Annotated in this window: 10 protein-coding genes and 1 pseudogene; 3 read left to right on the top strand and 8 right to left on the bottom strand. The window is 73.0% G+C overall.

Annotation, left to right across the window (positions count from 1 at the left end; translation table 11 throughout):
• Positions 1–119: 119 nt before the first annotated feature.
• Both aceE and ABZ312_RS44620 read right to left on the bottom strand, forming a co-directional pair.
• Positions 120–2,834: a pyruvate dehydrogenase (acetyl-transferring), homodimeric type gene (aceE, locus tag ABZ312_RS44625; RefSeq protein WP_500324016.1), complete on the bottom strand. Its 2,715-nt coding sequence runs from the start codon at positions 2,832–2,834 to the stop codon at positions 120–122.
• Between the two features lie 126 nt (positions 2,835–2,960).
• Entirely contained in the window at positions 2,961–3,704 is a 744-nt protein-coding gene (locus ABZ312_RS44620) for an SDR family oxidoreductase (protein WP_500440186.1), read from the bottom strand.
• A gap of 388 nt (positions 3,705–4,092) precedes the next feature.
• On the opposite strand from ABZ312_RS44620, the gene ABZ312_RS44615 reads away from it, so the two are divergent.
• The 3 genes from ABZ312_RS44615 (at position 4,093) to ABZ312_RS44605 (ending at position 5,643) form a co-directional block, all read left to right on the top strand.
• A complete protein-coding gene (locus ABZ312_RS44615) occupies positions 4,093–4,473 on the top strand; it encodes a cupin domain-containing protein (protein ID WP_500324241.1) in 381 nt (126 codons plus the stop codon).
• Positions 4,470–5,096 carry a TetR/AcrR family transcriptional regulator gene (locus ABZ312_RS44610; protein WP_500324018.1) on the top strand — a complete coding sequence of 209 codons (627 nt, stop codon included), beginning with the start codon at positions 4,470–4,472 and terminating at the stop codon, positions 5,094–5,096. Before ABZ312_RS44615 ends, ABZ312_RS44610 begins: the two co-directional genes overlap by 4 nt.
• 244 nt (positions 5,097–5,340) lie before the next feature.
• On the top strand, positions 5,341–5,643 hold the full coding sequence (locus tag ABZ312_RS44605; protein WP_500440185.1) for a hypothetical protein: 303 nt from the start codon (positions 5,341–5,343) through the stop codon (positions 5,641–5,643).
• 87 nt (positions 5,644–5,730) lie between these two features.
• On the opposite strand, the gene ABZ312_RS44600 is transcribed toward ABZ312_RS44605, so the two are convergent.
• The 6 genes and pseudogenes from ABZ312_RS44600 to ABZ312_RS44575 form a co-directional block, all read right to left on the bottom strand.
• Complete coding sequence (locus ABZ312_RS44600; protein WP_500440184.1) at positions 5,731–6,708, bottom strand: alpha/beta fold hydrolase; 978 nt, start codon at positions 6,706–6,708, stop codon at positions 5,731–5,733.
• 4 nt (positions 6,709–6,712) lie between these two features.
• Positions 6,713–6,916 carry a hypothetical protein gene (locus ABZ312_RS44595; RefSeq protein WP_500324021.1) on the bottom strand — a complete coding sequence of 68 codons (204 nt, stop codon included), beginning with the start codon at positions 6,914–6,916 and terminating at the stop codon, positions 6,713–6,715.
• A gap of 176 nt (positions 6,917–7,092) precedes the next feature.
• Complete coding sequence (locus ABZ312_RS44590) at positions 7,093–7,638, bottom strand: hypothetical protein (RefSeq protein ID WP_500440183.1); 546 nt, start codon at positions 7,636–7,638, stop codon at positions 7,093–7,095.
• A 104-nt stretch (positions 7,639–7,742) separates the two neighbouring features.
• Positions 7,743–8,081: an ArsR/SmtB family transcription factor gene (locus tag ABZ312_RS44585; protein ID WP_499509622.1), complete on the bottom strand. Its 339-nt coding sequence runs from the start codon at positions 8,079–8,081 to the stop codon at positions 7,743–7,745.
• Between the two features lie 54 nt (positions 8,082–8,135).
• Positions 8,136–8,576 carry a hypothetical protein gene (locus ABZ312_RS44580; protein ID WP_500440182.1) on the bottom strand — a complete coding sequence of 147 codons (441 nt, stop codon included), beginning with the start codon at positions 8,574–8,576 and terminating at the stop codon, positions 8,136–8,138.
• Positions 8,577–8,704: 128 nt separating this feature from the next.
• A pseudogene (locus ABZ312_RS44575) lies at positions 8,705–8,787 on the bottom strand (ABC transporter ATP-binding protein); the annotation flags it as partial.

Raw genomic sequence — 8,787 nt, 5'->3', positions numbered from 1 at the left:
CACGGGTGGGGATCCTCCCCGCTCCTGCCTACGCGTCGAACGGGCGGCGCGCGGCTCGACACGTCGGAGGACCGAGGGCCCGCGGGGACACGGAGACGTCCGTGCCCCCGGTGGGCGCGTCAGGCCTGCCAGCCGTATCGGCCGCGGGCCTGCTCCACCGTCTGCGGGGTGACCGCTCCGGCGCGCGCCAACCGGTCCAGGGCGGCCACCACGATCGACCCGGCGTCCACCCGGAAGTAGCGGCGCGCCGCTTCCCGGGTGTCCGACAGGCCGAAGCCGTCCGTGCCGAGGGAGGAGTAGTCCTGCTCGATCCACTGGCTGATCTGGTCGGGCACCTGCCGCATCCAGTCGCTGACCGCCAGGACGGGCCCGGGTGCCCCCGACAGCGCCGAGGTCACGTACGGGACGCGCTCCTCACCACCGATCCGCTGCCGGTCGGCGTCGAGCGCGTCGCGGCGCAGTTCCGTCCAGGAGGTCACCGACCAGACGTCCGCCTGCACCCCCCACTCGGACGCGAGGAGCTCCTGGGCCTCCAGCGCCCAGTGGATCGCCGTGCCGGAGGACAGCAGCTGGATCCGCGGCCCGGCGCCGGGGGACTGCGCCTGCCGGAAGCGGTAGATGCCCCGCAGGATCCCCTCCTCGACCGACGGCCCGTCGGGCATCGCAGGCTGCCGCTTCGACTCGTTGTAGACCGTCAGGTAGTAGAAGACGTCCTCGGGCCGGTCGCCGTACATCCGCCGCAGCCCCTCCCTGACGATCACGGCGATCTCGAAGGCGAAGGCGGGGTCGTAGCTCACGGCGGCGGGGTTGGTGGACGCCAGCAGGTGCGAGTGCCCGTCGGCGTGCTGCAGGCCCTCGCCCGTCATCGTCGTACGCCCCGCGGTCGCGCCGACCACGAAGCCCCGCCCCAACTGGTCGGCCAGGGCCCAGAACTGGTCGCCCGTCCGCTGGAACCCGAACATCGCGTAGAAGATGTAGAACGGGATCATGGGCTCGCCGTGCGTGGCGTAGGCCGTCGCGGCGGCCGTGAACTCCGCCATCGACCCGGCCTCGGTGATCCCCTCGTCGATCAGCTGCCCGTTCTCGGCCTCGCGGTAGTGCAGCAACTGGTCGGCGTCGACGGGCTCGTAGGTCTGGCCGTCGGGGGAGTAGATCCCGGCCGTCGGGAAGAGGGACTCCATGCCGAACGTCCGCGCCTCGTCGGGGATGATCGGCACCCAGCGCCGTCCCGTGTCGGGGTCGCGCATGAGGTCCTTGACCAGCCGCACGAGCGCCATGGTGGTGGCCACCTCCTGCTTGCCGAAGCCCTTGCGCAGGGCCTCGAAGGGCGCGGCCGGCGGCTGCTTGAGCGGCTTGGCGACCACCCTGCGCACCGGCGCGGGGCCGCCCAGGGCCGCCCGCCGCTCCCGCAGGTAGCGCACCTCCTCGGAGTCCTCGCCGGGGTGCCAGTACGGCACCAGGTCCCCGCTCAGCGCGCTGTCCGGGATGGGCAGCTCCAGCGTGTCGCGCATCCGGCGGAACTGCGCCATCGTCAGCTTCTTCATCTGGTGGTTGGCGTTGCGCGACTCGAAGTCGGAGCCCAGGGTGTGCCCCTTGACGGTCTGGGCGAGGACGACGGTCGGCGCGCCCCGGTGCTCCACGGCGGCGCGGTAGGCGGCGTACACCTTCAGGGGTTCGTGACCGCCCCGGGACTCGGTGAACAGCTCGGATATCCGTCCGTCGGTCAGTCCCGCCGCGATGCGGGCCAGCGCGTCGCCGGTGAAGAAGTGCTCGCGTGCGTAGGCCGCGTCGCGCGCGGCGTACGTCTGCATCTGGGCGTCGGGCACCTCGCCGAGCCGCCGCACCAGGGCCCCCTCCGTGTCCTGCGCCAGCAGCGGGTCCCAGGCCTCGCCCCACAGGGACTTGACCACGTTCCAGCCCGCGCCGCGGAACCGGCCCTCGAGTTCCCGCACGATGCTGGAGTTGGACCGTACCGGCCCGTCCAGGCGCTGCAGGTTGCAGTTGACGACGAAGGTCAGGTTGTCGAGACCCTCGCGCGCGGCGAGCGCCAGCGCGGCCAGCGACTCGGGCTCGTCCACCTCGCCGTCCCCGAGGAACGCCCACACCCGCGACGCGGACGTGTCCTTGATGCCGCGGCCGTGGAGGTAGCGGTTGAACCTGGCCTGGTAGACGGCCGCGAGAGGGCCGAGACCCATGGAGACGGTGGGGAACTCCCACAGCCACGGCAGGCGCCGGGGGTGCGGGTAGGACGGCAGGCCATGGCCGCCGGCCTCACGGCGGTAGCCGTCGAGTTGCTCCTCGCCCAGCCTGCCCTCCAGGAACGCGCGGGCGTAGATGCCGGGTGACGCGTGCCCCTGCACGAAAAGCTGGTCGCCCGAACCTCCCCCGGAGCCTTCGGCCCGGGGGGAGCCCCGGTCCTTGCCCTTGAAGAAGTGCTGGAAGCCGACCTCGTAGAGCCAGGCCGCCGACGCGTACGTCGCGATGTGGCCCCCCAGGCCCAGGCGGGAGGCGCGGGTGACCATGGCCGCCGCGTTCCACCGGTTCAGCGCGGTGATCCGGGACTCCATCGCGAGGTCGCCGGGGAAGGCCGGCTGGGCCGCCGCGGGGATCGTGTTGACGGGTTCCGTGGACAGCAGCCCGGGGACCGGCACCCCGGACGCCGCCGCGTACTCGTGGACGCGCCGCAGCAGGTAGGCGGCCCGGTCGGGACCGGCGTGCCGGATGACGGCGTCGAGCGACGCCCGCCATTCCGCGGTCTCCTCGGCGTCGCGGTCGGGCAACCGGTCGAGCGGGCTGGGCGAGGGGGACTGCGCGGACTGCGCCGGATCACTCATGGCGGCCTTCCTGTCGGGACAAGGGGAGGGGAGGGCGGCGGCCGCGGAGGGGGACTCGCGGACGGCGGCCGCCGGAGACGGGGCGGTGCGGGGCGGGCGCGGACGGTGCCGCGGGTGCCGCGGGCGTCACCGCTGCGTGAGCCACTCGCGGAACGTCGTGCGGCCCACGTGGGCGTCCGCTCCGGGGAGCAGCGACCGTCGCTGCAGCTCGGCGCCGAAGAACCACGCGTGCTCGTCGGTGACGACGTTCCGGGCGTCGCCCGTGGCGGTCAGCAGGTCGGCGGTGAGCTCGTCGAGCGCGAACTCGTGCGGCCCGGCGACCTCCAGGGTGCCGAACAGCGGCACCCCCACCGCCACGCGCGCGACCGCCGCCGCGATGTCGTCCGCCGACACGGGCCGCACCAGGGCGGGCGCCACGCGCACCTCGCCGTCCTGGTCCGCGCCCGCCACGGCCATCGCCTCGACGCATTCGAAGGACAGGGCGGCACGGACGATCGAGTGGGGGACGGGGGAGCGCCGCACCTGCTCCTCCAGCAGCAGCTTCGCGCGGAAGTAGCCCGACAGCAGTCGCTCGGCCCCCATGAAGGAGAGGACCACGTGGTGCTCGGCCCCCGCCGCCTCGGCCGCGGCCAGCAGGCGCGCGGTGGCGGTGCGGAAGTACTGCAGGCTGACCGGTTCGGCGGGCGAGGGCGTGTCGGTGACGTCGACCACGATGTTGGCGCCGCGCAGTGTCCCGGCGAGGTCCCTGTCCGTGACGGCTCCGGGCCGGTCGCAGTCCGGCAGGGGGACGACCTCCACCCCGTGGTCCCGCAGCCTGGCGACCGTCCTGGAACCGAGCAGACCGCCGGCCCCTGCGACAACGACTCTCATCCGGGTCCCTTTCGTCCGCGGGGCCGTCGGCCCTCCGATGTCCTCGTGACGGCGCAGCCGGCCACTCCACCTGCTGTGACCGCGCCCGTGCCGCGGTTGTGACACCACCGGGCGACGGCTCCTGCGAGCGGTCGGGGAGGCGCGAAGGCGGGGGACGTCACACCGGCGGGTGCTGTCCGGTCGTATGGAGGAGCAGCGACGTCCGCCCGGAAGGGACGACGGTGGTGGCCATCGCCGGCCGATGTCGGTACCTCGGCCGTGCGCAACGGCGACATGCCATCATTTCTGCACAATTCGGGCACAATCAAGGAGGTGCAGCGCAGTGTCGGAGACACAGGGCAGCAGCAACGAGCAGCCGCGGTCGGAGGCCTGGAAGACGGCGGTGACGATGCTGCAGGATGCCAAGCCCCCCTTCATCCCCGAGGGCGCCTCGGGGATGACGATCGCCGTCGAGTGGCCCCCCGGCGACCCCGGGACCCCGCCCCACCGCCACTCGGGGCCGGCCTTCGGGTACGTGCTCGAAGGAGCGGTCCGGTTCGAGCTCGAAGGCGAGCCGGAACGGATCGTCAAGGCCGGTGAGACGTTCTGGGAGCCGGGTGGGGACGTCATCCACTACCAGGACGGCAACGCCCTGCCGGACGCGCGGACCCGGTTCGTCGTGACCATGCTGTGCGCGCCCGGCCGGCCGATGCTCACCCTGGTCGACGACGCCGAACTGGCCCAGCGCGCCCACCTGCGCGCCCCGCGCCCACCGCGGACCGGCGCGTGACCACTTCCGCACCGGACGGCGGAGCGCAGCAGGAGTGCGGGCCGCGCTACGGCGGACTGCGGGCCGACGCGGTGCGCAACCGCCGCAGGATCCGTACGGCCGCCGCCGACCTGCTCGCCGAACAGGGCGCGGGCGTGTCGCTGGACCGGATAGCCCGCCTGGCCGGGGTCAGCAACGCGACGCTGTACCGCCACTACGCCAGCCGCGAGGAACTGCTGACCGACGTGGCCGAGCAGATCGCGGCGGTGGCCGTGGCCGCCGAAGCACGGCTGGCCACGAGCGATCCTCTGGTCGCGCTCCGCGGTTTCCTGGAAGCCATGGCGTCTGCGCGGCCGGCTGCCTTGTACTGCCTGCCCGAAGGCGCGGCCGACGGGCCGCGGGCCCGCGTGGCCGGCGCCACGCGGCGGCTGCTGTCGCGCGCGCAGCGTTCGGGACGCGTACGTGAGGACATCACCGCCGAGGACGTCCTCGCCGTCGTGGCCCAGCTCGGCCGCCCCCTGCCGGGCGCCACCTGGCGGGCCACCGAGGACAGGTGCCCGCGCCTGGTCCGCCAGTACGTGGACGGCCTGGTCGTGCCCGCCTCCCGGACGCCGCACGAGCCGTACCACCTGCCCCGGCGCTGAGCCGGGGCGCGTTCCGCGCCCTCCCCGCGCCCTCCCTGCCCCCGGGATCACCGGCCGGGGGCGGGATCCTCGCCCCCATCGTCGGCAGCGGAACCGGCATCCTCCGGGGCGAGCTCCGGCGCAACGGCGAGATGGTCTCCGACTACCCCTTCGCGGACGTCACGGTTCCACAGGACCCGCGGAGTGGCGGTTCCGCTCCGCCGGTACCGAGCAGCCCAAGTCGCTCCCGCTGTACGCGGTCCGCATGTCGCCGGAGCTCGACGAGTGGAACCGCGCGGGAGCCGGCGGCACGCTGGAGATCCCGGCCTACATCCAGCGTGAGGGGGCCCCGGTGTCCGCCGTCCGCACGTTCACCGTCGAGGTCTCCTACGACGAGGGCAAGACCTTGCAGCGCGCCGAGGTCAAGGGCTCGGGCATGCATCGCACCGTGAAGGTGTCCCACCCGAAGCGCTTCTCTGGCGGTGCCGTGTCCCTGCGCACCTTCGTCGAGGATGCCGCGGGCAACTCCTTCAAGCAGACCGTGCTCAAGGCCTATCTCATCAAATGACGGGCCGTACGCCCGCTGACCCGGGCCCGCCGGACGACCGTCCGGCGGGCCCGGCGTACGTCCGGTTGCCCGGCTCCGCCCCCACGGTCAGCGCGACGCCCCCTGGGGAACGACGTGCTCCAGCACGAAGCCGGTCACGACGTCCGCGAACCGCCCGGGGCGCTCGAAGTGCGCCAGGTGGCCCGTGTCCTCCAGGACGGCAAGCTGCGCACCGGGGATCCGCTCGTGGATCATCCGCGCCCACCGCGGTCCGCAGATGAAGTCGTCCGCGCCGACCAGCACCAGCGTGGGCGCCGTGATGCCGGACAGCCGCTCGCGGACGTCGAAGGCGGGGCCCTCGCCGAGGGAGGGTTCGGCGTACATGCGCAAGGACCCGCGCGCGGGCCCGAACTCGTCCTCGCGTCCCCAGTAGTCGACGACGTACGCCGGCAGGATCGTGCGCAGGCAGTCGGTGGCGCCGTCGTCGTCGAGCTGCCCGAGCGGCGCCGTCAGGGCCTCCACGTAGGTGGCGACCTCGGGGTGGTCCGCGACATGACGGCGGGCGAACCGCTCCATGTTGGCCACGGCGTCCGCCCAGAACTCCTCGCCGGTCACGGGGGACGTGTCGTACAGGACGAGGGAGCCGAGGTGCTCCGGGTGCTCCAGCGCGTACTGCTGGGCGACGAAACCGCCGTACGAATGGCCGAGCAGCGTCACCGAGGGCTGCGCGAGGTGCTCGATCACAGCGTTCACGAAGCGCGTGTACGTCGCCAAGGTGTAGTCGCGCGGGTCGGGCAGGCGTCCGGACGCGCCGGTGCCGACGGGCTCGACGTACACCATCGTGAACGCACGCTCCAGGAGCGGCATGCGCAGGTACTCCCAGCCGATGCCGGGCCCGCCCGAGAGGGCGAGGCACACCGGGCCCCCGGCGCCGGCCACGTGGTACCGCTGCGCGACGGCGGCGCCCTTGTGGTCGACGGTGATCGTGTGGGTACCCGGGGCGAGTGGCCCGCCCGTGCTGTCGGCGGCGCGAGGGAGGGCAGCGGGCGAGGAGGAAGAGTTCACACTGTTCACATGCTGTGTCACAGCGTCAGTCTACGTCTGCGTCCGGGCGCGCGAGGCCCGGCAGGCTGGGCAGGTCGCGCAGGGACTCGTTCACGGCTTCCAGCCGGGCGTCCACCGCGGTGATCTCCTCCTGCAGCCGATGGACGTGCGCCTCCAGGGCGGCGGCCTCGGCGGCCAGTGACATGACGATCGCCCGCACGTCGGGGGCGCCATCGGTGTTCGGGAGCATCGTTGTCCTTCCAGGCGGAACAGCCGTCGAGACGCGAACGGCCGGAGGAGGGGGGCAGGGGAAACCCCCTCCTCCGGCCGCTCACCCGGCGCGGAGCGCCGGTCAAGCACACTCTTGACAGTTCAGCCGCCGGGATTGTGACAACGAAGCGCCAGGGGCCTCGTGGCCCCGGGTCGTCAGCCGGCGGCCCGGTACAGGCCGCGCCCGGCGCGCTGGACCCTGGAGCCGCCCACCAGCCGGTCGAGCGTGCTGCGCACCGCGTTGATGCTGCCGGCGTTCTCGTCCCGGCCGAGAGCCGCCGCGACCTCGCGCGCCCGCACCTCCGACCCGCCTGTTGTGGCGAGGTAGTCGAGGATCTGCTCGGTGAGCCTGCCGTAGCCGCCCGCCGCGGAAGCGCCGTTCCGTTCCGCCGTGCCGTCCTCGGACTGCGCTTCAGCGGTCCGTGCTTCCCCGGCCCTCTCCTCCTCGGCCCTCGCTTCCTCGACCTCCACGACGGGAGGCTGCCGTTCCTCGACCTGGGTGCCCGCGGCCGCGAGGGCGGGAGCCGTGACCGCCAGGTGGCCGAGGGCGCCGAGAGCCCTTCGCACCGATCCCAGGTGGGCGACGACCGCCGCCAACTCCCGTTCGAGTGCCTGCTTCTGCAGCTCGAGGCGCTGCAGTTCTCCCTGCAGGGCTCCGGCCGTGACCTGGAGATCCTCGGTCGTGTGCGCTGCTGAGACCATGTGTCCTCTCATTCCCGGCCCCTGGGGGCCAACGTCCGCGCACACAGATTAGTACGGCGAACACACGCGGTGACCACGCGGGACTCCAACGGCGGTGTCCCGGACTACGGATCCACCACGGTGACCTCGCCGACGTCCTCTGCGTCGGCCGCGGAGAGCAGGGCCCGGGTCAGATCGGGGAACCGCTCGTCCAGCTCGGCGCGACGCAGCGTGACGTAGCAGCGCGTCCCCTCCTGGCGGGTCCGTGTGATGCCGGCCTCGCGCAGGATCTTCAGATGGTGGCTCAAGGTGGACTTGGCGACGGGCGCCCGCAACTGGCCCCACCCGCGTTCCCTGCCGTCGGCCAGCACGCGCACGATCCCGATCCGTGTCGGATCGCTGAGCGCGGCGAGGACGCGCGGCAGGCTCATCTCGCTCGCCTCGTGGGAATGCTGGTCCGCCATGGGGTCACGATAACCCGAATGTTCGAAGAATGTCGAACCCCGACCGGAGGGGGCCTACCCCCGGCGCGCCCGGTACAGGCCACGGCCCGCACGGTCCACGCGCGACGCCCCCACGAGGCGGTCCAGTGTGCTCCGGACGGCGTTGATGCTGCCACTGTCACCGTCGCGCCCGAGGGTCGCGGCGACGTCGCGGGCACGTACCTCGGCGTCACCGGCCTGCTCGAAGAAGTCCATGATCTGCTCGGTGAGCCTGCCGTACGTCGTGCCGGTGCCGGCAGGGGACGTCACGTCCGCAGGGGTGGGGGCGGCGGCCTCAGGGGTGCGGATGACCGACTGGAGGGCGCCCAGGGCCCGCTGCACCGAACCGAGGTGCGCCACGACCGCGGCGAGCTCCCTCTCCAGGGCCTGCCTCTGGGCCTCTAGACGGACCAGATCCTCGTGGAGGCTCTCCGCGGTGTGCTCGACGTTCCGCGCCGCCCGGGTCACCGAAGCCATGTGATCCCCTCACCTCCGTGCGTTCCGCGTTCACACGGATGCACATGGTGCCGACCGATGGGCACCGTTCGTATCCCAATTTACGCGCCGAGGGGCGTGATGTCCCCACTCTTCGGGGAAGGCGTGGGTCAGTCGGTGGGGGTGATGTGGCCGTCGCGGAGTTCCAGGACGCGGTCGGCGAGGGCGAGGAGCTGGGGGTCGTGGGTGGCGA

Origin of the sequence: Streptomyces sp. NPDC006207, from assembly GCF_040613835.1 — a bacterium.
Taxonomy (GTDB): domain Bacteria; phylum Actinomycetota; class Actinomycetes; order Streptomycetales; family Streptomycetaceae; genus Actinacidiphila.
Note: the sequence above shows the minus strand (reverse complement) of the source record. Positions and strands in the feature narration are given on the sequence as shown.

Excerpts from the sequence above, each read along its gene's own strand:
- ABZ312_RS44595 (WP_500324021.1), bottom strand. The coding sequence starts at position 6,916 with ATGCTCCCGAACACCGATGGCGCCCCCGACGTGCGGGCGATCGTCATG.
- ABZ312_RS44590 (WP_500440183.1), bottom strand. The coding sequence starts at position 7,638 with ATGGTCTCAGCAGCGCACACGACCGAGGATCTCCAGGTCACGGCCGGA.
- ABZ312_RS44580 (WP_500440182.1), bottom strand. The coding sequence starts at position 8,576 with ATGGCTTCGGTGACCCGGGCGGCGCGGAACGTCGAGCACACCGCGGAG.
- ABZ312_RS44585 (WP_499509622.1), bottom strand. The coding sequence starts at position 8,081 with ATGGCGGACCAGCATTCCCACGAGGCGAGCGAGATGAGCCTGCCGCGC.
- ABZ312_RS44620 (WP_500440186.1), bottom strand. The coding sequence starts at position 3,704 with ATGAGAGTCGTTGTCGCAGGGGCCGGCGGTCTGCTCGGTTCCAGGACG.
- ABZ312_RS44605 (WP_500440185.1), top strand. The coding sequence starts at position 5,341 with ATGTCGCCGGAGCTCGACGAGTGGAACCGCGCGGGAGCCGGCGGCACG.
- ABZ312_RS44615 (WP_500324241.1), top strand. The coding sequence starts at position 4,093 with ATGCTGCAGGATGCCAAGCCCCCCTTCATCCCCGAGGGCGCCTCGGGG.
- aceE (WP_500324016.1), bottom strand. The coding sequence starts at position 2,834 with ATGAGTGATCCGGCGCAGTCCGCGCAGTCCCCCTCGCCCAGCCCGCTC.